Source organism: Shewanella sp. 0m-6 (assembly GCF_052977325.1).
Window position 1 is genome coordinate 61604 of sequence record NZ_JBRIMD010000016.1, and the last position, 20840, is coordinate 82443.

The 20840-nt window shown below is 42.9% G+C and carries 19 protein-coding genes; 5 read left to right on the plus strand and 14 right to left on the minus strand.

Features of this window, described 5'->3' with window-relative positions:
- Positions 1-57: 57 nt before the first annotated feature.
- A complete protein-coding gene (locus ACVBJC_RS13325) occupies positions 58-1317 on the minus strand; it encodes a valine--pyruvate transaminase (RefSeq protein ID WP_447161255.1) in 1260 nt (419 codons plus the stop codon).
- Between the two features lie 404 nt (positions 1318-1721).
- Here ACVBJC_RS13325 and ACVBJC_RS13330 point away from each other — a divergent pair, with 404 nt between their 5' ends.
- The 3 genes from ACVBJC_RS13330 to ACVBJC_RS13340 all read left to right on the plus strand — a co-directional run bounded on the left by ACVBJC_RS13330 (position 1722) and on the right by ACVBJC_RS13340 (position 7448).
- A complete protein-coding gene (locus ACVBJC_RS13330; RefSeq protein WP_447161256.1) occupies positions 1722-2867 on the plus strand; it encodes an exonuclease SbcCD subunit D in 1146 nt (381 codons plus the stop codon).
- Complete coding sequence (locus tag ACVBJC_RS13335) at positions 2864-5920, plus strand: AAA family ATPase (RefSeq protein ID WP_447161257.1); 3057 nt, start codon at positions 2864-2866, stop codon at positions 5918-5920. Before ACVBJC_RS13330 ends, ACVBJC_RS13335 begins: the two co-directional genes overlap by 4 nt.
- Before the next feature lie 241 nt (positions 5921-6161).
- Complete coding sequence (locus ACVBJC_RS13340; RefSeq protein WP_447161258.1) at positions 6162-7448, plus strand: peptidoglycan DD-metalloendopeptidase family protein; 1287 nt, start codon at positions 6162-6164, stop codon at positions 7446-7448.
- 342 nt (positions 7449-7790) lie between these two features.
- On the opposite strand, the gene ACVBJC_RS13345 is transcribed toward ACVBJC_RS13340, so the two are convergent.
- The 8 genes from ACVBJC_RS13345 to ACVBJC_RS13380 form a co-directional block, all read right to left on the minus strand.
- Positions 7791-8450: a YidC/Oxa1 family membrane protein insertase gene (locus ACVBJC_RS13345; RefSeq protein WP_447161259.1), complete on the minus strand. Its 660-nt coding sequence runs from the start codon at positions 8448-8450 to the stop codon at positions 7791-7793.
- Between the two features lie 30 nt (positions 8451-8480).
- Positions 8481-8918 carry a hypothetical protein gene (locus ACVBJC_RS13350; protein WP_447161260.1) on the minus strand — a complete coding sequence of 146 codons (438 nt, stop codon included), beginning with the start codon at positions 8916-8918 and terminating at the stop codon, positions 8481-8483.
- A gap of 479 nt (positions 8919-9397) precedes the next feature.
- The gene (locus tag ACVBJC_RS13355) at positions 9398-10093 is read right to left on the minus strand and encodes a hypothetical protein (protein ID WP_447161261.1); all 696 of its coding nucleotides are present in this window, start codon (positions 10091-10093) and stop codon (positions 9398-9400) included.
- A 42-nt stretch (positions 10094-10135) separates the two neighbouring features.
- Positions 10136-10516: a hypothetical protein gene (locus tag ACVBJC_RS13360; protein ID WP_447161262.1), complete on the minus strand. Its 381-nt coding sequence runs from the start codon at positions 10514-10516 to the stop codon at positions 10136-10138.
- Between the two features lies 1 nt (position 10517).
- Positions 10518-10967 (minus strand): hypothetical protein, encoded by a 450-nt coding sequence (locus ACVBJC_RS13365; protein ID WP_447161263.1) that lies wholly within the window; start codon positions 10965-10967, stop codon positions 10518-10520.
- A gap of 410 nt (positions 10968-11377) precedes the next feature.
- Positions 11378-12685 (minus strand): hypothetical protein, encoded by a 1308-nt coding sequence (locus tag ACVBJC_RS13370; protein WP_447161264.1) that lies wholly within the window; start codon positions 12683-12685, stop codon positions 11378-11380.
- Positions 12686-12857: 172 nt separating this feature from the next.
- Entirely contained in the window at positions 12858-13133 is a 276-nt protein-coding gene (locus ACVBJC_RS13375) for a hypothetical protein (RefSeq protein ID WP_447161265.1), read from the minus strand.
- A gap of 138 nt (positions 13134-13271) precedes the next feature.
- Positions 13272-13934: a hypothetical protein gene (locus ACVBJC_RS13380; protein WP_447161266.1), complete on the minus strand. Its 663-nt coding sequence runs from the start codon at positions 13932-13934 to the stop codon at positions 13272-13274.
- 295 nt (positions 13935-14229) lie between these two features.
- Between ACVBJC_RS13380 and ACVBJC_RS13385 the strand changes: the two genes are divergently transcribed.
- The gene (locus tag ACVBJC_RS13385) at positions 14230-14568 is read left to right on the plus strand and encodes a cytosolic protein (RefSeq protein WP_447161267.1); all 339 of its coding nucleotides are present in this window, start codon (positions 14230-14232) and stop codon (positions 14566-14568) included.
- A gap of 582 nt (positions 14569-15150) precedes the next feature.
- Here the strand turns inward: ACVBJC_RS13385 and ACVBJC_RS13390 are convergent.
- The 4 genes from ACVBJC_RS13390 to ACVBJC_RS13405 all read right to left on the minus strand — a co-directional run bounded on the left by ACVBJC_RS13390 (position 15151) and on the right by ACVBJC_RS13405 (position 18372).
- Complete coding sequence (locus ACVBJC_RS13390) at positions 15151-15552, minus strand: hypothetical protein (protein WP_447161268.1); 402 nt, start codon at positions 15550-15552, stop codon at positions 15151-15153.
- Between the two features lie 141 nt (positions 15553-15693).
- The gene (locus ACVBJC_RS13395; RefSeq protein ID WP_447161269.1) at positions 15694-16200 is read right to left on the minus strand and encodes a M48 metallopeptidase family protein; all 507 of its coding nucleotides are present in this window, start codon (positions 16198-16200) and stop codon (positions 15694-15696) included.
- Between the two features lie 85 nt (positions 16201-16285).
- Complete coding sequence (locus ACVBJC_RS13400) at positions 16286-16729, minus strand: DUF3010 family protein (RefSeq protein ID WP_447161301.1); 444 nt, start codon at positions 16727-16729, stop codon at positions 16286-16288.
- A 296-nt stretch (positions 16730-17025) separates the two neighbouring features.
- A complete protein-coding gene (locus ACVBJC_RS13405) occupies positions 17026-18372 on the minus strand; it encodes a DEAD/DEAH box helicase (RefSeq protein ID WP_447161270.1) in 1347 nt (448 codons plus the stop codon).
- A gap of 326 nt (positions 18373-18698) precedes the next feature.
- Between ACVBJC_RS13405 and rssA the strand changes: the two genes are divergently transcribed.
- Complete coding sequence (gene rssA, locus ACVBJC_RS13410) at positions 18699-19676, plus strand: patatin-like phospholipase RssA (protein WP_447161271.1); 978 nt, start codon at positions 18699-18701, stop codon at positions 19674-19676.
- A gap of 112 nt (positions 19677-19788) precedes the next feature.
- On the opposite strand, the gene ACVBJC_RS13415 is transcribed toward rssA, so the two are convergent.
- A complete protein-coding gene (locus tag ACVBJC_RS13415; protein ID WP_447161272.1) occupies positions 19789-20787 on the minus strand; it encodes an NADP-dependent oxidoreductase in 999 nt (332 codons plus the stop codon).
- Positions 20788-20840: the final 53 nt, after the last annotated feature.

Below are 20840 nucleotides of genomic sequence, written 5' to 3' on the forward strand. Positions count from 1 at the left end.
TAAAGCTGTGATATGAACAGCTTTATATAAGTAGATACCATCGACTCGTTTTTTCGATCAGTTTTGAGAGGTTTCAGCGTAAGCTTTTGTTACTTCTTCGCTAATAATGGCGATGCCAGCCCGCATTTTAGCTTCATCTTGCACATAGTTCATGCGTAAGCACTGATGAGCATGCTCCCAATCTTCCTCTAATCCAAAGAAAAAATACTCGCCGGGGACAATGAGTACACCGCGCGCTTTTAGTCGGCTATACAGCTCCATGGTGGTGATAGGTAACTTATCAAACCAGAGCCAGAGGAACATAGCACCTTCAGGTTTATGAATTTTAAATCGGCTATCGGTAATCGATTGTTGCAATAAGGCGACCGCAAACTCAGACTTTTGTTGATAGAAAGGCTTGATGACGTTTTCGCTCAACTGCAGCAAATCACCAGACTCAATCATATGCTTGGCGATAGCGGGGCCAAATCCACCTGGAGCTAGGCTAATGATGGCATTAAGGTTAGACAGTGCTTGGGTTATCTCTTCATTCGCTATCACAATGCCACAGCGAACGCCCGGTAGACCAAGCTTAGATAGGCTCATACACAATATGGTGTTGCTGTTCCAAAACGGGGTCACGTCTTCGAAAATAATATTAGGGAAAGGCGTACCATAGGCGTTATCAATGATAAGCGGCACCCCGTTAGCACGCGCTAGTTCATCGAGCTTTGCTACTTCAGCATCAGTGAGTACGTTACCCGTTGGATTCGTTGGGCGAGACACGCATATCGCAGCGACAGAGTCGTCGATGGCTAGCTGCTCAAAGTCCACATGGTACTTAAACATGCGGTTTTCTAGCATCTCAATCTCGGGGCGGTAAGAAACAAAAATATCATCATCTAAGCCGGTATCGTTGTAGCCGATGTATTCAGGTGCCAGTGGTAATAAAATTTTCTTATGGCTGCCATCTGTTTGCTTACCTGCAAGCAAATTGAACAGATAGAAGAAGGCGCTTTGGCTGCCATTGGTCAGGCTGATATTCTTTGGGCTGATGTCCCAGCCGTAGGTGTCGTGCAATAACGATGCTAAGGCATTTAAGAAGGTATCTTTTCCTTGAGGGCCATCGTAGTTACCTAATGCCGCGACGAGCTCGCCATTGGCCAGCATATCGGCCGTCGCTTGGTGAAAATAATCTTGCATGGCAGGAATAGAAGCCGGATTACCACCGCCGAGCATAATTGCGCCGGGTGTGCGTAATCCCTCATTAAGATCATCCATTAACTGAGTTATGCCAGAGTATCGATTAAATTTTTCACCAAACGTTGAAAACTGCATGCTATCTAGTACCACTATTGCTTATGTATGCCTGTAGTAACAATACTCAGAATAAAACGCACTCATTTTTTTAATTTTTAGTGACTAATTTGGCATAGGTCATATTTTGCTGAGGAAATCGTAAATTATTTGTGCAATTGCTCGATTAAATTTAAACAAGAGCCCTGTGGGTTGGTGTGTTATTGATACACCGAACTTCACTATTCGCTGCGATCTAGGCCTTATCTGTTAGGTATAGGCTATTGTGCAAATGGTTCAGTTTTCTTACTATTATCAAAACGTACAGCCAAACTGAAACTGTTTAGAAAACTAAGCTGAAAACTAAGTAGAAAGCTAAACAGAAAATTAACGGAAAGTCTGCACAGACACTCTCCTATATCCTCCTCATTTTTAAACGAGAACGCATGAAATTTATCCATACTTCTGACTGGCATATCGGCAGACAACTTCATAACCAGAGTTTGCTCGATGATCAGCGCTTTGTTTTAAACCAGATTGTCGAACTCGCTAAAACCCATGATGTTGATGCTGTAGTTGTCGCGGGTGATATCTATGACAGATCTATTCCGCCAGCTGCAGCGGTTGCTTTATTGGATGAGGTCGTGAATCGTCTGGTGAATGAGCTTGAGATCCCACTGATTATGATAGCGGGTAACCATGATGGTCACGAACGCTTGGGTTTTGCTTCAAGGCAGATGAACGATAGCGGCCTGCATATTGTCGGCCCGCTAACTCAAGAAATTAGGCCCATCGAGCTTAAAGGTAAGCAGGGAAATGCCATGTTTTATGGTCTGCCTTATGCCGATCCGGCCACTGTTCGTCATGTGTTTGAGTGTGAAGTGAGTACTCATGAAGAGGCGATGGTGAAACTGCTTGAGCAGGTGCAGGAACACGATAGCCAAGGACTGCCCAAAGTCGTGATTAGTCACTGCTTTCTCGATGGTGGCAGTGAGTCTGAGTCTGAACGTCCACTGAGCATTGGCGGCGCCGATAAAGTCTCGCCAAAGCTGTTTAATGACTTTAATTACACTGCTCTGGGGCATCTACATGGGCCGCAATATAAAGGTGCTGAACATGTCAGGTATTCGGGCTCAATGCTTAAGTACTCATTCAGTGAGCAGCATCAAAACAAATCGGTCACCTTGGTTGAATTAGATTCAGATGGCAAAGCTCGCTTTGAGTTATTGCCGCTATCGGCCATGCGAGATGTGCGAATTATCGAAGGCTTATTGCAAGACTTATTAGAGCAAGGCAAAACCGATGTGAATCGTGACGATTATTTGATGGTGAGACTGAGTGATAAAACCGCCATTTTAGATGCCATGGGTAAACTCAGAAGTGTGTACCCGAATGTACTGCACTTAGAGCGTACCGGCTTAATGAGCGATAGCAGCAAGGTTGAGCTAAGCCGAGATCATATTAAGAAGGGCGAATTAGACATGTTTACCGACTTTTTTACTCAAGTGTCAGGTGAACCAATGACCGAGGCGCAAAAGCTGGCAATGACCAGTGCAATCGATGAGTTACATAAAATGGAGCGTACCTCATGAGACCTCTTACTTTAGAAATGTCAGCGTTCGGCCCCTTTGCGTCGACTCAAGTGACCGACTTTTCCGCATTAGGTTCTAACCCGTTATTTTTAATCAATGGTCCAACGGGGGCGGGCAAAACCACGCTTTTAGATGCAATCTGCTTTGCGCTATATGGCAAGACCACAGGCGATGAGCGCGAGGGCAGCCAGATGCGCTGTGACCTAGCAGCAGATAGCCTGTTGACCGAAGTCACCTTTAGTTTTGCTTTGGGCGATAAACAGTACCGCATCCGCCGTGTGCCAGAGCAGCAACGGGCTAAAAAGAGTGGCGACGGATACACGGTGCAAAAGCCAGAAGCTCAGCTGTACCGCATCGATAGCGATGGTAGTGAACATTTGCTGGTGGCGAGTAAAGTCTCAGAGGCCACCGCTGAAATAGAAAGCCTTACCGGCCTTGATGCCGATCAGTTCCGTCAGGTGATGGTGTTGCCACAAGGCAAGTTTCGCGAACTGTTAATGGCAGACTCTAAAGACAGAGAGAAGATTTTTAGCCAGCTATTTCAAACACAGATTTATCGTAAAATTGAAGACAAATTAAAGTTTCAGGCTGCAGCAATTAAAACTGAAGTGCGAGATCACCGTAACAAACGTGATGGCATGCTGCACAATATCGAACTTGAGTCCGATGACGCGCTAAATGATGAACTGCTGACACTCGAGCCACAGCTTGCTCAAGCATTAGTGCTTAAAGAGCAGAACCAGCTTGCGCTGATTAACGCCAATAAGCAGTTTGAGTCGGCTAAATTATTGGTTAATGATTTTGATGTACTGGATAAACTAAAACAAACCGCAGCCTTACTCGATGAACAAAAGCCCGCTATTGAGCAAGATAAAGTAAGGCTTGAGAGCGGCCAAAAAGCACAGCAAATCAAACCTGTGTTAGATGTGTCACTTGCCCGCGACGTCGAGGTGACACAGGCACAAGCTGCAGTCACAAAGGCACAATCTGCCAAGCTGCAAAGTGAACAGGCGCTTAGTTTAAGTCACACCCAATTTGCCGCGTTACCCGAGCTGGAGGATCAGCTGCAGCAAGCTCAGAATGAGCAGCAAAAATTAACTCAGTTGGTGCCTCAACTTCAAGGGCTAGACCATCTGCAAAAAAGCTTCAATCAAGCAAGTCTCGAGCGGGATCAAGCCAAACAGAAGGGCATTAAAGAGAAGGGCCTTTTAGATGCGCTGGAAGCACAAAAGCAGCTTGCAGAGCAACAGCTTCCCCAATTAGAGCTCGCTGCTAGCGAGCAAGTGAATGCTCAACAAGCCGTAAGTAGTCAAAGTGACTTGATTGAGCGTTACCTGCAGTGGCAACAGGCTAACATTGAGGCTGGCAACACAGCACAGGCGTTAACACTCGCCAAAGAGAAGGGCGGGCAGCTTCGCTCGCACTTTGTCGAAGCGCAAACTCAGCATCGACAGTTGCAGCTCGTTTGGCACCGCGGCCAAGCAGCAAGTTTAGCCTTGCAGTTAACCCTGGGGCAGCCGTGTCCAGTATGTGGCAGCGCCGAGCACCCACATCCTGCCCAAAGTGCAGAGCAATTGCCAACAGAGGAGGAGCTACAACAGGCTCTGCAACGTGAGGAATCGGCAAATGAGGCGCTTAATCAAGCGAGAGCTGAATATTCCGGCTTAAACACTAAGCATCAAGAGCAGTTGAAGCAGCTAGCTGAATTACAGCAAAGAATGGGTGAAAGCAGTAATCAATCACTCGAAGCGCTGCAGTTACACTTGCAGCAGTTACAGCAGCAGTTAAATCAAGCCAATAGCGCTGCTCAGCAATTAGCTCAACTGAGACAACAAATACAGGACTGGCAAACAAGGCTGAGGGAGTTACAAGCCCAACTCGATGCTGAGCGAGACCGCTTTTCTGAACTACAGAGTTCGGTTTCAGGCCTGCACGGACAGCTTGAACAAGCATCCGCTGCCATTCCTGAGCAATATCGCAGTTTAGATGCACTCAATGAGGCGATTGACCACGTTCAGTCGCAGGTGACGACGCTACAACAAAACATCAATGCAGTCCGTCAGTCTCATATTCAAGCGTTAGAGCATGATGCCGCTCAAACTGCTGCTTTAGCCGGGGCTCAAACTAATGTGGCTCAGGCAAGGGAGCAAGGTGACAAGGCGTTATCTGCGTTAAATGAGCAACTGTCGATGTCAGGCTTTAGTGATCAACAGGGGCTCATTCAGGCCTTGTTATCTCCTGGTGCACTTAAAGAGATAGCCGATACTCTCAGTACATATCAGCAAGACTGTATAGCTAATCAAACGACACTGAGCCAATTGAGTGACCGGTTATCACAGCAGATTAAACCAGAGCTTGGAGATGTTGAGACCAGTTTGGCTAGCATTCAAGCTGAGCAGCAAGCGGCGGAAGCAAACTGGCAAAACGTGCAGAGTAGGGTAACGCAACTCAAACAAACCCAAAAGCAGCTTAAAGATGCCGATGCCAAAGCTAAGAAGCTTGAAGATGAGTACGCGGTGATCGGTACCTTATCCGAAGTGGCCAATGGTCAAACGGGCAATAAAATTAGCTTACAACGTTTCGTTCTAAGCGTGCTGCTTGATGATGTGTTGCTTGAGGCGAGTCATCGTCTACAGCTGATGAGTAAAGGACGCTATCGATTGCTGCGTAAAGAGGATCGCGCCAAGGGCAATAAGGCGTCAGGACTCGAACTTGAAGTCGAAGATGCCTATACCTCAAAAGTTCGCCCTGTGGCGACCTTAAGTGGTGGTGAGAGCTTTATGGCGGCTTTGTCTATGGCACTAGGCTTGTCCGATGTTGTACAGGCTTACGCTGGTGGCATAAAACTCGATACGTTATTTATCGACGAAGGCTTTGGTAGTTTAGATCAAGACTCGCTTGATCTTGCTATTCGGACCTTGATGGATTTGCAATCATCGGGCCGCATGATAGGGGTGATCTCTCATGTGTCTGAGATGAAGGAGCAGATAGCGACGCGTATCGATATCAACAAGACTGCTATCGGCAGTGAAGTGAGCATAGTACTGCCCTAATTCACAAGTTATAGCTCTTCTAGAGCGAAGTGGCGTAATCCTGTTGTGTCGGTATGTTTATTGAACAAATACAACAGGCTTACCACGCTCAGTTTGTAACTTATCATGGTGTAGTCATCAATTTGTGCGGTTGAACAGTTTGTAAATTGAATTATTTTTGATATAACTTGGCATCAAACCTCGTTTTGAAGGGGTTTTTGGGGCAAATAGATAATCATAATAATGAAAGTTGAGGCACAGGTTGCGCGCAAGTAAATTTTCTTTTTCAAATATGTCTAAAAACCGTTTCTCGGGGCTATCTGTTTTACATCGGAAAGTCCTTTTAGGTTCGGTATTGGTGATTGGCGCTGCCACATTAATACCAAGCAATCATGAGCTATTGCCTCAGCGCATTCCGGTTCAGCTCGATATCGAGTCGATTCTTTCTCAAAACGTGGCTCTGCCTAGTAGCGAGTTGTTAGAACCAGCACCGGCATTCCAAAAAGAGATCGTTAAAGGCGATACACTAAGTGGCTTGTTTGAGCAGGGCGGCGTGGATCAACAAACCATGTACCGTGTACTAGAAGCGGACTTAAATGTATTGGCGTTAGATACGTTAATGCCTGGTAACAACATTCAGTTTTGGTTAAATGACGCCGGTGAACTGCAAAAACTAAGTCTTTATTTTAATGCCGCGAGGCAGGTGATTTTTACCCGTTTCGATGACGGTTCATTTAACGTTGACGAAATTAATATCGAAGGTATTTGGCGAGATCGCGCCATCTCAGGCCAGATCCATGGCTCATTTTATGTTTCAGCCAAAAAAATGGGACTCAATGCCGCAGAGATCCAACGTGTCGAATCCTTGCTAAAAGAGAAGCTCAACTTCGCCCGCGATCTTCGCGCTGGTGATAAGTTCTCAGTATTGATGAACGATCAGTTTATCGACGGAGAAGCGACGGGTAATAGCCATGTTTTGGGTGTGACCATCGATAGAGGCTCTAGCAGTATTAATGCCTATCAGCATACCGACGGTAACTTTTATGATGAACAAGGCCAAAGTTTAGCGCGTGCATTTCAGCGTATTCCTCTGGCTAAAAATTATCGTATAAGTTCTCGATTCAACCCTCATCGTCACCACCCAGTCACGGGCAGAAATTCACCACACAACGGGACTGATTTTGCGCTACCCATAGGGACTAAAATCGTCGCACCAGGAGATGGCATTGTATCTTTGGTTACCGATCATCGATTTGCAGGTAAATACGTGGTGATAGACCACGGCAATAAGTACCGTACCCGCTATTTACACTTATCAAAAGCACTGGTGCATAAAGGTCAGCGCGTGTCACGGGGCCAGGTTATCGCACTATCAGGGAATACTGGGCGAGTAACCGGCCCGCATTTGCATTACGAGTTTCATATCAATGGTCGTCCGGTGGACTCAATGAAAGCTAAGATCCCGATGGCAAGCAAACTGTCTTCTAAAGAGATGAGCGAATTTAGCCAGATTGTGAATATAAGAAAGATGATGATGGGTATTGCTTAAACTCAACCCGTGTCAGATTAAGCCCTGTAAAGTAAGCTTCTAAAACTAAAAGTATAAAAGCCATCTTAGGATGGCTTTTATACTTTTAAGTCTAAGCTAAAGCATTTTGGGTGAAAGCTATTCACCACGGCGAATATGGCGAAGCCATGTGCTAATAAGCGAGAGCTAGGGATAGCGAACTGGCCGTTAAACACGGATGTTATTGGGACACAGAGGCCACAAAGAAAGGCTAACGCTCAAGCCATTGGAGTCCGTTATCTCTACCTTCGTGTTCTTCGTGTAAGCGCAGCGTTTCGTGGTGTAGATATACCCATTTTTTCGTAGTCATTACTCAGTAGTCATTTAAGCTTGAGACTGAGGCACATTGCTGTGCTGTTTTTCAAAATACTTTTGCATTACCACTGATTGCAGCGCCCCAAATGCACTCGACGTCGCCCAGTATAAGCCCAAGGCTGAAGGAGCTGTAACCAAAACAGCAACACTGACCATTGCCGGGATAAGCAAAAACAAAGTATTCGCTTGTTCTGCACTGCCAGGCATCATAAGCATAGATAAATAGGTTAATGCTCCTACAAGCATTGCTAATGCGATATCTGGCTTAGCGATATTAGAAATCCATGCGAATTTACTGCTAAAAATAGCCTTTTGAAGTACCTGAAACATTCCAAATCCGAATATAGCTTGGCTGGAAACATTAGCGACAAGGGTTTTGCTAACAAATTTTATATCGTGCTTTCGATATAACGCCATTGTTTGTTTCGCCATTTCGTCTGGCTTATCTTTATAAACCGACTTTAGCTTATCTAACTCAGGCTTTATTGCTGCCATCATCTTTTTATTTTTATAGCTATTAATCATTGCAGAACAACTGAGTGGACTGAATAGTAAACGCACGACAAGCGTAAGCAGAATGATTGCAACACCTTTGCTTACGCCTACCTCCGTTGTTAGAAAGCCAATTGCCTGTACTAGCAAGTCGCTAAAATTTGTCCAAAGTTCCATGATATCCCTCTATCCCTAGTTGACTGTATTTTATACTAGAGGGTTTGGACATATTATGTCAATGGCGTTAATTAAATTATCAGGGTCATTAGTGCCTAAGCTCACCATAGTTCCATCGTTAAGCTTTAATTCGATGGCAGTTAGACCTGAAACATTGTACAACCAACCCGTTGAAATTAAACGGATACCAAATCCGTAATACCATTTAGTCTTTATTTTTCTTACCGATGCTATCTCTGAAAGCTCTAACGACTTTTGCCAAAACTTTGGACCAAAAAACCAATAGATTCTGGCCCCATCAACTTTTATCGTCAAAGATGAGAAAAGAAGGGCTGTGACACCAACAATGATAAATGCAAACCAGATTGATTCCTCTGGTTTACTATATGATGCAAATATTAATACTCCTGTTACTAACCCCATAATAGTGAGTATTGTAGACCCTAACTGTGTATTCTTATAAATCACACTGAACTCCTTTAGCTGATAACGTCCCTCTAAATAAGTGAACCAATTGCTGGTGCAGCAAATGGTATGACAGCCTTGGTAAATCTGAATTTAGCAGCTTGGTATATTTATTGTCGACCAATAATTATTGGTGCTAAAAAAGACACAAAGAAAGTTAACAGCTCGTAGTAAGCTCACATGTCACTACTTCTGTGGGGCGTTATGAAGCCCCCTTGACCGCTCTGCGCATTAACCTACTTATTTGTTGGTGAACACAAACGTTATGAATAGAGCTCTAACTCGTTAGTGGACAGAAATCATTTAGTGCTTAGGCTCTGAATTATTCGATTCACATTATCATTACTAATGACTATCTTAAGAAAGTAGAATTATGCTCACTAAAAGATGGGTGAATCGCTGTACACTCTTGAAACAGAAGCTAGCCAGATCAATGAACCACCTTGTGCGGAGCCGCATGCAGGGTGGTGTGGGGCTGGAGGCTAGATGCCTCCGGCTACCCGATTAGCTGCGCTGACTTTTTGCCTGATTAATGGATTTAATTCTGAAGATACTGTGCGTATGAGAGCAACAACTTTTTGGATGTAATCTTTTGATATTGCTATCTGCTGATATTTTAAAGATAAACCATCGACTCCATCATTTGTTATGTTCTTTAAGTCTTTGCCGCCGTTGTGGGCCCATGCGTTGCGTACCTCACGAACCTCAAGGTTGAGAGTTGCAAAAGCTGATTTGAAATTTTCACTTGTTGTTTCGGCAATGCCAATTGCTTTGAGCTCATTGAGAATATGATTTATTTTGCTATCTCTATTCGGTTTTCTTGATAGTCGAGTAGTACCATTTATCTTCTCTGCTGCATAGAGATACATATTCTCTAGTTCACACTCGAAAGCACTCCAAATAGTTATGAGCATTGCTTGACGCTGATAGAGGGGCATGATGGCAGAAAACATTTCTCTAATATCATAATCTTCTTCAGAAACACCTGCTATATGTTCAATTTCATCGGTGTCTGCAATTCCATCCGGTTCAGATGTTTGAACCCATCGTTCAATTTCTGCTTTTTCTATATGATCTTCAATGTTATTAGTAAATGATTCAATCTGCTCTTCTTGTTTTTTGTTGAAGGCATTAATGATGAAAAGTTCTTCAGATATAAATGAGGGGATAATTATCAAGGTTTACCTCGCTATTTAGGGACAGAAGCAGTTAACGTCAAGCTAAGTGGCATGCATTAGCGCGTCATTGCTTGAGCGCCTTGTTAGCTTATCAAACTCAGAATCGAGCGTGAATCTAATGTTTTTTATTATTTCTTTTTGGTTGCTCATAGCTGGAACATAGAGAACAGGAATACCAATTCGTTCAGCTTCGCGCAACTCCCACTGAACCCAGCTTGATTCCTTAATGGAGCATGATTCAATTAGCACTAGGAGGTTCGATTGTGACAACATATGCCTTACATGAGCTTGCTTATCCAATGAGTCGTTATGTAATAGATCTATGTAGAAATTACCATATGTAGAAAGGACTTCAGACGCATCTTCTAGTAACTGGCGATTAATAATTTTATCTCTAGTTGTATAGCTAACAAAAATATTCATGTTACACACCAATCCAATCCTTGGCATACGCAAGCCACCCTATTAGCCCCAGCGCAGCCAAAGCGTAATACAAAGACATTGAATGATTGAATGCTGCGCTAAACCAACTAACCTCTAACTCCGCGCAGCCATATTCAGAAATTGAGTTCCTTAAAGCTATAGCCTTAAGCTTTTTACTCATGGCATTCCTAGTCTTACGCTGAAAGTAGTAAGCAGAAAAATCTGCAATCCAAAACCCAAAGCAAATGAGGAGCGGCACAACGAAATAGGAATGGTCAATATTATTGTCTGTAAGCTTAACTAAAACTGCTAGAGAGGCTCCTATCAGGCCGACACATATTTTTTTGAACTCAAAGCAGCTTTTACTAATTTGAAGGGTAGCCTCATGAAGCTGGTTTACGGTGGTCCAGTCAAGTTCGTCTTCGCAAGATTTTTTATATTCTTCAGGCATTATAATCCATGATTTAAAATCACTCCGTTCTGTTCAGTGAATCTGACGTTATTTAGACGACAAAATACCATGTTTCGTGCTTTTATGATGCCGCTATTAATTATGTTCTGTAAACTAAATCATTAACTTAGTTCCAAAATTGAGAGCTCAGTCGACAACAACCAACGTAAGCCGACGCACACACTACTTTGGATAACTTTTGATAAGGCGAATAATGTGGACGAGCTTTTAACTCAGAATGATAATGGGACAATAACGGCTTAGTGAGATCACTCTAAGTAGTACCTAGATATAAGTGGCGACTTAACTCTAAATTTAAAGATCTAGATAAAATAAGTATGAATAAGCTAAAACTCTTAGGAAACAGAGTTTGAGTGTCTGTTATTTTTACTATTTTTTTTATTTACAGTTCAAATATCAAGACAGTCTTTCGGATTCAGCCAGTCATCAGGAAGTTTTGAAAAACGTCCATGTGAAGCTTCATCTATATCAATATCCATTTCTCCGATCTGCTTTAATTGGTGCGCTTGTTCTTCTGTAAACCAACTAAGGGATTGGAACTCACAAGCTATTCTTAAAAATAACTGTTCACTAACTCTACAGGCGCCCTTCATCAAATCATTTTTATCAAAACATAATTGAAAAGAATAAACGCCATCCATTAAAGCCACAGCGTGTACACCTAATTGTTTGAATTGTTTTTGTATTTCACCAATATCAATAATGGCTAACACGTGCAGGTTCTCTTGAATGAAGTTACATCCATTTTTCGCAGAAAATGACAAAACGAATGACTGTAAAGGTAACGACGTTTCTGTTGGGGTAAGTGTCACTAGCATAGTTGTTTCGCTCGCAACTTCTCCTAATGCTTTCATTATTTCATGGTTTTGCTCTTCAAATGCCTGACTAGTGAAACTGATGTATGACAAGCCAGTTTCAGGTTTTATTAAACAAACTCCTTTGTCCAAGGCGGTTGTAAGGCAGTAGTTAATGTTATCAAAATAATTGACCTCCTTATTTCTAAGAGAAACCCTCTTCGTATTCAACCCACCTCTAAAATTTTTAGCCTCATCAGTGGCCAAGAAACTCCCTAGGTCTTTTAACTGCTCCATCTGCCTTTGAGTTCGCGCATTTTGATTTTTGGAAGACTTAAGCTCGATTAAAAAGGGTTCTTCAGCTCCCATTAGACAGACGTCGCCGTGCCTAACAACATTCGTTAAATCGCACAACAAAGCTGGCACTCCTCTTTTGAGCCCTGACACTAAAGTCTTATATTCTATAATAAAACCTTCTTTACCAGATAAAAAGCCTGCATCTTGTTTAGGGTTGTACTCACCATCATAAAACAAGTGTTTCAAACTGTATGTTGAGTGATAAATTCCTGCGATGGCATCGCCAAATGTTCTCCATAAAAATAATAGCTGTTTGTAGTCATTAAGCCTACCTGTACAGCTTTCAAGCAGGGACTTTATTTCAAGTGCCTTTTGCTTTTTTAATTGTCTTGTAAGATTTTGCCTTTTCCCAACAGATGATTTCGCACTTTTTAGCCTTTTTTGTGCTTTTTTAATTCTACGAATTTTAGATTCTATTTTTACTATTTGACGAATTAGCTGTTTCTGCAATTTAAGAAGGCACAACAAATCATCAGGATCTGATTTGATCTTCTCAAGTAATCTTGCAGCTTGAAAAAAGACATCTTGCTCTTTTGGAAACCTCAAATTAACCTCGACTAAATAAACTAAAAATTGTTTTTAAGAGTACTCTTTATCTGTTGTTCGCTCCAGTTAGCCGCAAAATTTAACTTTATAACTCGTTTTAGGGCAAAACTTAGTTACGACAAGTACAGGGCATTAACAATGGCAGTACTGGTTGTCTCTGGTTATATGCCTATTAGGCGAGCCGCTTTTTGTCTTTTATATAAAACTTAACCGCTAACACCCAAAACGAAACCAAAGTGAATAAAGCTATTTTGTCATATTTACGAAGAAACTTATTTGAAATCACCTCATCTAGCACCTTTATAGAACCTTGAAGCTCTAAATTTGCTACCATATGCTCCCCTAATAAAGTAATAGCAAAGTGAAGAACCACACCAAGTATTAATGCCCACTGTGTTTTCTTAGATAAGGCTAAAACATAAAAGAACTCGATAAGAAAGTTAGGCATAAATATCCTTTGTACAATTGGCATATATTGCAGGACTAAGCAGACAAAAGTGGTCATATTTCAAATTCATAAATAACACTTCAGATTTGCTTGGTCTTCTTTCCATAGTCTAATTTACCTTGAGGCACCAATGTTACGCTATATTGTCAATTCACTGTTGATGCTGATTTTAGAGTGAACTAACTCTATGTGAACCTGCAATATTTTGTCCCATTCGTTCATCAACTCGCTGATTTGATAATCATGAGAGACAAAACCACTTTCGTGGTTCGCTGAATAACCAGAAACTTTCCCCGTCTTTAAGGCATGTCGATCTAGAATAAAGCTATGTTCCTTTACATCTCGTCCGCCCCTATTTGCGCCGTGAGCAGCAAAGCTATTACGAAAATCAAAGATTTTGCAATCTCTAAGTTCCTTGGGATCGAACTTTAAGTTCATCTTTCGAAGAATCACCAACAACGCTTGCTGTTGCATATAAACAGCGTTAAAGACACCATAAAAAAAAAGGTAAATTTCACCAAATGATAAGGATTCATCACGGGAAAGGAACGCTTGTATTGCTAATTGAGTGTCTTCCAATAGATATAGGCTATCAATGATAGAATTGTAGTCTGCGCTGTTATCAACAGAAATAATGGGATAAAGATCTGCATCTTGATCTACTTCTATCGCAACATCTGAGATAAGCTCACGGATAGAATATATTAGTTCATCAGTTTTCACGCTAAACTCCAATAACAATATAATACTTTCTATACGGCTAACTGCCGCTTCTAATCCTAACATAATGCCGTCTTTCATTTATGACTTCAATTTATAATCAATAGGTTAATAACTATGCTTAGAGGATAAATTGCTCTGTGAGGCAAAACTGCTAAATGGGATTAATTCGGATAACCATAGGTAGGGTAAAAGCACATTAACCGAATAGGAATGAGTCTTTACTCTAAATGATAAAGGGGCAAAAGCGTGTTTCAAGTTGGCCTAGTCAATGTCCGGAAATGGCACAGAATCCCCGCCTTTAGCAACTAAATCTCTACTACGTTCTACCCCTGATAGTGATAGAATCTCCGCATCAGAATTACCGAGAAACTTTATGTATATCCATCATGTTAACGGCATCGACTGGCTAGTGATTACAGCTTTTGAAGAACTGAAAACTTTATTTATCGAAGAAGCCGGTACGCTCCCCTTTTGCTTCTCTACCGCCAGCGAATTGAACCTGATTGATCAAGCCAAGCGCACTTATGGATATTTGCCTACACTCAGCGGCGTAATCACCGATACCGGCACATTTCAAAGCCAGGATAACGAAGAAGATTTGAACCCACAGCTTGCCTGCCTAGTTGAGGGGCGTGGTCGGGTATTTATCTATCACGGCGGCGTTGTGGCTTTTGTGGATGACGAGCAAACCTTTATTACCCAAATGGACTGAAAATGATTCAGTAAGTTGAAATCGGCGAATTGGCATCCCTAGCCGGTCATCCGCAAGCGTTTCGCCTTTTAACAGGGTGCAGGATCCTAGCTTCAATAAGAAAAGCAATGTTGCGGTTAACTGGTGAGCTGTATCCCTAGCAAGCAAAGTGGCATTTCCGTGTTAGACAACAAACCGCTATACGGCCCAAATGAAGGCACCAATTACCTGTGTAGATACAGCTGCGGGCTTCGATGACAGGGTGAGAGATAACGAAGTTATCAAGCTTTCGAACGAGAGGCTGGATGCCGAACTGGCCTTTAAACATGGATGTTGTTTGTCATCGCAGAGCGTACAGGGATTGTGCTCGCAGCGGGCCTCAGCAGTATCTGCACATAAGGTCGTTCCTTCACATCTGACCCATAGGGATATGGGAAATGTCATTATGATGTAGGGAACATCATTGACCATGCGATCACGACATTCGGACGTCCTGTCCAGCGCCCGCTGCAGGCGATTGATAACCGCTAAATTACCTGTTCAAAGGAGCTACTTAGTAACGCCAACACAAAAATGTAATCAGCCTTCATTCGAAGGGCATATCTAGGCTTGCTTACGTTGCTGGACTTTAATCGCACATAAGCAGGCTTTGCCGCGAAGTGCAGGACAACTTTTACAGGGCTGGCTCTTATGGGGGCGATACAAGTGTGCTTGAGTAACAGCTTGCTGGTGGGTATTTAGCTTGGGCAGCATGGACGCAATAAGCAATTCATCATTGGCTGGCGTGAGCTTAGTGTAAACGGCGAATTTGCTAATACTTGTTTCAATGCGCTTAAGTTTTAGCTGGTACTTGATGATTTTTAAGCGTGCTTTACAAAGCTTTGCGGCACGTTTTTTTAGCGAGATCTCGCTGTCTTTAAGCTTTGAGTAATGGCTGAGCTTTAGCTGATATTTAGCCAGTTTTCGGCGACATTTCTGCTGTTTGTTGATTAAATCATCACTCATTCTCGTCTCTCATCACGGTTCGCCAAACTATTCGAAATGTTTAAGCACTTGATTAACTAGAGTGTAATTGAATTTTGATTAAATGAAAATCATTATCGTTAACGATTTTCATTTAGTTTCACGCTATGTGGATGTGTGCCATTAAGTGTAGGGGTTTTGCTTCGCGTCGATTAAGGTGAGTAGCAATCTTAGTTCAAACTCAAGTTGGTGATAGTCGCCGTCCATATGGCAGCAAAGCTGATAAAAGGCTTTGTTATGATCTTTCTCTTTTAAATGGGCAAGCTCATGTACAACAACCATTCGCAGTAAGCCTTCTGGTACTTTTTTAAGCCGAGAAGAGATGCGAATTTCATTCTTAGCTTTTATTTTTGCCCCTTGTTTACGAGCGACGTAAGAATGTAATCCTAGGGCTTGATGACTTAGGGAGATTTTATCATCGAAGATAACTTTCGATAAGGGCTGAGATTTACGCAGATATTGGTTCTTAATCGCAATAGTATAGTCATACAGGGCTTTGTCAGTGCGTACCGAGTGGATCGCTGGATGACGTTTAAGGAGGAACTCACCGAGTTTATCTTGAGCGAGTAATTGGCCTACTTGAGCTTGGATTTCGCTTGAGTAACCTGCGAGGTAAGTTAGTTTTTGCATGCTTTACTTATATTCGAGGACGAGACTGTGGAGATAAAAAAAAGGGCGCTCTGAGTGCGCCCATTAGGATTGACTTCGATAGTGCTTATTCTTCGTCAGTCTTGTAAATCGTCATATTATGGAATGCATAAGCTGCTTCAAATGCACTCTTTTGGAAACGCTTAAGCTCAAGGCCTTCGAAATCTACCTGAGGTGGATTGCGTTTTAACTGCTCTTTGATAGCAACAGGTGACACTAATGTCACGTTGACTGGCAGTATTTGAATAAGGGCTTCTAATTTAAAGCTAGTTACGCTGCCAGCGCCTTTGCCTTTTTGCTCACGTTCGATAATGACGATTTCATCGACTTTGTAGTCTTCAATCAACTTACCAAAAGCAAAGTGAAAATCACGCATGGTTTCAGCATTTTCTGAGTTTGAAATCGCGAACGACTTTTGACGGCAATCCGGCACGTTATACGTTTCGCCTTCATAACTTAATAAACTGATGATGGCTTCGCCACCTTTTAACTCTACGCCACAAACTCTCATGATAAACCTTAAAAAAACAATATTGGGCATATTGTAGCGCTATTTATCGAAACGGTCAGCGTTTTAATGAGGTTTATGCTGCGATTAAATGACTTTTAGTCACTCTAGTAGTCTCAGAATTGCGAACAGAATGTGCTTTGCTGAAAACAGCTATTTTAAACGTGATGTTGAAGGGCGGGATTGACTATGTTGGATCAAAAAAGCCGCAGTGATAATCATCAATGCGGCTTTTTTAGCTTAAATGAATTGCGAACGGTTTAGCACCATCAGAGTGCTAAACATCAAGATAAGCAAATTTAGTCTTCAGGCGTATCTTGTAGCTTAGATTTTGGTTTTCTAAGCATTGGTGCATCGCCTATGTCTACGCCAGTGGCAAAACGTCTATCGCGATTAGCTGCAGCTTTGGCTGTCGACTTTCTCTTAGCTGTGGCGGCTTTCTTTTTCGCTGTTGCAGCAGGCTTTGCTTTAGACGTTTTTACTGCCTTAGCCTTTAAGCCACTGAACTTAGCTTTAAGGCCGTCAAGCTCGCTGAAGCTAAAGGTCTTATTTAGGAAGGTTTGTACTTGAGTAAAGTTAACCCAGTCTTTAGGTCCAACAAGCGAAATAGCATCGCCTTTAGCGCCAGCACGGCCAGTACGGCCAATACGGTGAACATATTCTTCAGCAAACTTAGGCATATCAAAGTTAATCACTAATGATACGTTTAATAGATCCAGTCCACGAGATGCTACATCTGTCGTCACCAAAATTTGCTGCAAGCCACGGCTAAACTCATCCATGATTTGGTTACGCGCGTTTTGTTTTAGTTCGCCGCTTAACGATGCGGTTTTAAAACCTTCAGCCGCTAACTTTGTCGCTAAACGGTCAGTATCTTGTCTTGTGGCAGTAAAGATGATGATCTGCTTTTGCTGCTCTTCTTTTAGAATACGAGTCAAAATAGCTTCTTTATGATCTAAGTGATCACATAAGAAGATACGTTGAGTAATATCTTTGTGTTCTAAGTTACTGGCACCAATTGCGACATGCTCTGGGAACTTCAATAGCTCGTTGGCAATGTCGTTTACATCGCCGTGATCTAAGGTGGCAGAAAACATTAAGGTTTGACGGCGCTTATGGTCTGCCGCGTTGTTAATTTGCTTCAACTGCTCAGCAAAGCCCAGATCTAGCATGCGGTCAGCTTCATCTAAAATCAGCAGTTCAAGGCCGTTAAGGTGAAGATGATGTTGTTTTAGGTGGTCAGCTAAACGGCCTGGTGTTGCCACAACAAAATGTGGATCACGGGCTAAGGCTTTAGCTTGGTCATTAAAGTTCTCACCACCTAAGATTTTGGTTGCCTTGAACTGGGTATTGGCAACTAATAATCGCAGCTGGCTGTACACTTGAGTGGCAAGCTCTCGGGTCGGTAATAGAATGACCACGCGAGGATCACGTTTACTCAATGCTTTACACGAAATCAGTCTTTGCATCGCTGGCAACAAAAAGGCTAATGTTTTACCTGAGCCTGTTTTAGACGACGCCATTAAATCTTTGCCTGCAAGGGCGACAGGAATGGCTTGCTCCTGGATCTCTGTTGGGGTGTCAATGCCCATGTGCTTAAGACTTTGTAACAGACGTTGATCCAGTGCGAAATCGGTAAATTGCAAAGGTGTACTCCTTAAATGATACGACCGCACATTATAACCTACAGATTTACCAATGCGCTACGAATACCCGTCAACTTTGTTCTTCAAGTGGAGAGATTTCTGCTAAAATGCTTAGCCTTCTAGGAATAACCTTCGTCTAGTGTCGCCGATTAACCATTTTCTCAGTTGACTATACGATGGGTGTTATCTAGTACAAATTGATTAAGTACTTATCTAGCTTGACGTAAATTTTAGTGACGTCGAGTGATGTTTACAAGTTGATAGCAGGCGCTTTGGCATTGAGTTGAAGCGTCTAGTTTCAAGCTGACCTATGGAGTTATTTTAACGTGTCTACAAACAAACAATCAGTACGAATAGGTTTAGCGTTAGGTAGCGGAGCTGCAAAAGGTTGGGCGCATATTGGTGTACTTAACGGTCTAGCCAAAATGGGGATCTATCCCGATAAAATTGCAGGCTGCTCAATTGGAGCCTTAGTTGGCGCAGCTTACGCCAATGACCATTTAGAAGAGCTTGAGAGCTGGGTGCGCAGTTTTAGCAGCTGGGATGTACTTGGGCTGATGGATATCAGTTGGGGCCGTGGTGGTCTTATTGGTGGCGAGCGTGTGTTTGATGTGTTGCAGCAGCGCATTGGCGACCTGCAAATTGAAGATTTAAAAAAGCCGTTTGCTGCCGTTGCAACTGACCTTTATTCTGGTCAAGAAATTTGGTTTAGAGAAGGGGACTTAAGGCATGCCGTTCGAGCATCTTGTTCTATGCCGGGTATTTTGCCTCCTGTTAAAGTTGGCGAACGTTGGTTAGTCGATGGTGCTGTTGTTAACCCCGTGCCCGTTTCGGTGAGCCGCGCGATGGGCGTAGATCTCGTTATTGCAGTCGATCTGCATGGGCTTCGCCGTGGTCGTATGCAAGTTTTACCCATTAATATGAAAAGCAATAAGCCGACAGTGGAAGAAGAGCAAGAGGCGGAGCAGCATCAAGATAAAGGCTTTACCGATCTGTTAGCTCGTGGGCGTGGTTATATCTCCGGCTTAACCGATAAGTTTTCATTAGGGAGTAAGGGCGGTGCAGCGCATAATCCTCACCCTGGTATGCTAGCAGTCATGCAGCAATCGATGGAAATTTTAGAAGGGCGTCATAAGCGAGCCCGTTTGATGGGCGATCCACCGGATATCTGTATCGTGCCAGATATGGGCAACATAGGCACCATGGAGTTCCATCGAGCGGAAGAAGCGATTGCTGCTGGTGAAGCTGCTGTCGAAAAGGTGGCCCATTTGATTGAAGCTGCTTTGGTACAGCACGGGGGCTAATAGCCTTTGGTGCTAAAGTAAAAGAAATAAAAAAGGCGCTGTTAGCGCCTTTTTTGTGACATTTTCATCAGTCTTTGTTCTCAGTTTTATTTCGCTTTATTGACCAAAGACGTTAAGCGAGTTTAACAACCATTTTTCCGCGATTTTTGCCTTCAAACAAGCCAATAAAGGCATCAGGCGCATTGTCTAAACCTTCATATATCGTTTGCTCAGCTTGCACCTTACCTTCTGCTAGCCATTTACCCATTTGCGCAGCGAAGTCGCCGTAGTGCTCCCAGTGCTCAAATACGATAAAACCTTCAATCTTTAGCTTCTTTATGATGATTTGCGCTAGGTTACTAGGTCCTGGTGTCGGCACTGTATCATTGTATTGGGCAATCATACCGCATACCGCAATTCGGCCATGATCTTTCATATGGTTAAGTGCTGCAAAGAGGTGCTCACCGCCCACATTTTCAAAATAGACGTCAATTCCTTCAGGTGCAGCCAGACCAAGAGCGGCATCTAAATCACCACAGGTTTTATAGTTAATGACAGCGTCAACACCTAAGCTTTTAAGGTACTGGGCTTTTTCATCTGAACCGACAGAGGCAACAACACGTGCGCCCATCAGTTTACCTATTTGCACCGCTACGCTGCCTACCGCGCCAGATGCAGCTGATACAAAGAGTGTTTCACCCTGTTTTAGCGCTGCAATACGATTAAGGCCCGTCCAAGCTGTCATACCAGGCATGCCTAAGACACCAAGAAAATGCGACTCACAAATAGGTGTATCAGGCAGGCGAGTTATCTCTGTGCCGTCGGTGATAAAATGGCTGCGCCAGCCAAACATGCTGTTAACTTTGCTGCCAACAGGAAAGTCAGGGTGTTGTGATTCAATGACCTCACCAATCGCTCCCCCTTCTAATGCTTTACCTAGCTCAAAAGGTGCAATATAGCTCTTTCTGTCAATCATGCGTCCACGCATATAGGGGTCGACAGACATCCAAAGATTTTTCACCAGAAATTCACCGGGCTTAATAGCAGCTAGAGTGAGTTCTGCTTGGTTAAAGTTGTCAGTTGTTGGCATGCCTTCAGGGCGAGACTTAAGTTGAATGATTTGAGATTTCATATCTTTCCTTTATTTTATTTGCGCGCAAAGTAATTGAATGCATCATAGTAAAG

Bases quoted from the DNA above. Each gene is read 5' to 3' on its own strand.
- ACVBJC_RS13375 (WP_447161265.1), bottom strand. From the start codon at position 13,133: ATGCCTAACTTTCTTATCGAGTTCTTTTATGTTTTAGCCTTATCTAAG.
- ACVBJC_RS13390 (WP_447161268.1), bottom strand. From the start codon at position 15,552: ATGAGTGATGATTTAATCAACAAACAGCAGAAATGTCGCCGAAAACTG.
- ACVBJC_RS13415 (WP_447161272.1), bottom strand. From the start codon at position 20,787: ATGAAATCTCAAATCATTCAACTTAAGTCTCGCCCTGAAGGCATGCCA.
- ACVBJC_RS13380 (WP_447161266.1), bottom strand. From the start codon at position 13,934: ATGAAAGACGGCATTATGTTAGGATTAGAAGCGGCAGTTAGCCGTATA.
- ACVBJC_RS13330 (WP_447161256.1), top strand. From the start codon at position 1,722: ATGAAATTTATCCATACTTCTGACTGGCATATCGGCAGACAACTTCAT.
- ACVBJC_RS13385 (WP_447161267.1), top strand. From the start codon at position 14,230: ATGTATATCCATCATGTTAACGGCATCGACTGGCTAGTGATTACAGCT.
- ACVBJC_RS13360 (WP_447161262.1), bottom strand. From the start codon at position 10,516: ATGAATATTTTTGTTAGCTATACAACTAGAGATAAAATTATTAATCGC.
- ACVBJC_RS13400 (WP_447161301.1), bottom strand. From the start codon at position 16,729: ATGAGAGTTTGTGGCGTAGAGTTAAAAGGTGGCGAAGCCATCATCAGT.
- ACVBJC_RS13395 (WP_447161269.1), bottom strand. From the start codon at position 16,200: ATGCAAAAACTAACTTACCTCGCAGGTTACTCAAGCGAAATCCAAGCT.
- ACVBJC_RS13345 (WP_447161259.1), bottom strand. From the start codon at position 8,450: ATGGAACTTTGGACAAATTTTAGCGACTTGCTAGTACAGGCAATTGGC.
- ACVBJC_RS13365 (WP_447161263.1), bottom strand. From the start codon at position 10,967: ATGCCTGAAGAATATAAAAAATCTTGCGAAGACGAACTTGACTGGACC.
- ACVBJC_RS13325 (WP_447161255.1), bottom strand. From the start codon at position 1,317: ATGCAGTTTTCAACGTTTGGTGAAAAATTTAATCGATACTCTGGCATA.
- ACVBJC_RS13335 (WP_447161257.1), top strand. From the start codon at position 2,864: ATGAGACCTCTTACTTTAGAAATGTCAGCGTTCGGCCCCTTTGCGTCG.